This window comes from Oleiphilus sp. HI0043, from assembly GCF_001634935.1.
On record NZ_LWEY01000948.1, the window covers coordinates 1 to 442 of the forward strand.

The 442-nt window shown below is 48.9% G+C and carries 1 protein-coding gene; it reads right to left on the minus strand.

Features of this window, described 5'->3' with window-relative positions; genetic code table 11:
- On the minus strand, nt 1-442 hold a 442-nt coding region (gene ccmB, locus A3729_RS10410; protein ID WP_068633789.1), incomplete at both ends, for a heme exporter protein CcmB.

The window sequence follows — 442 nt, forward strand, 5'->3', positions numbered from 1 at the left end:
GCCTGTACCGTACCGGTACCAAATATTAGCACTGGTATAGTCAGTGGTAAGACTAATAGAGAAACCAGCACACCACCAGAGCGCAAGCTTACCGTCAATGCAGCACCAATGCCACCAATTAAGGTGATAACAGGAGTCCCCATGATCAAGGTCAATAAGAGTATTGGCAGGTGTTGAGGGTCAAGATGCAACATGACAGCGAGTAACGGCGACATGACCACAAGCGGCAGAGCAATTAGCAACCAATGAACAAAGGCTTTAACTAGCAGCAGCAGATATAAAGGGTGTGAGCTTAGTACAAGCTGCTCGAGTGAACCGTCGTCGTAGTCGGCCTGGAACAGGCGATCCAAGGAAAGCATTGTAGAAAGTAAGGCAGCAACCCAAACTAAACCAACAGATGCCGTGCCTAGAAAGTCGGGTGAAGGGTCTACGCCTAAGGGAA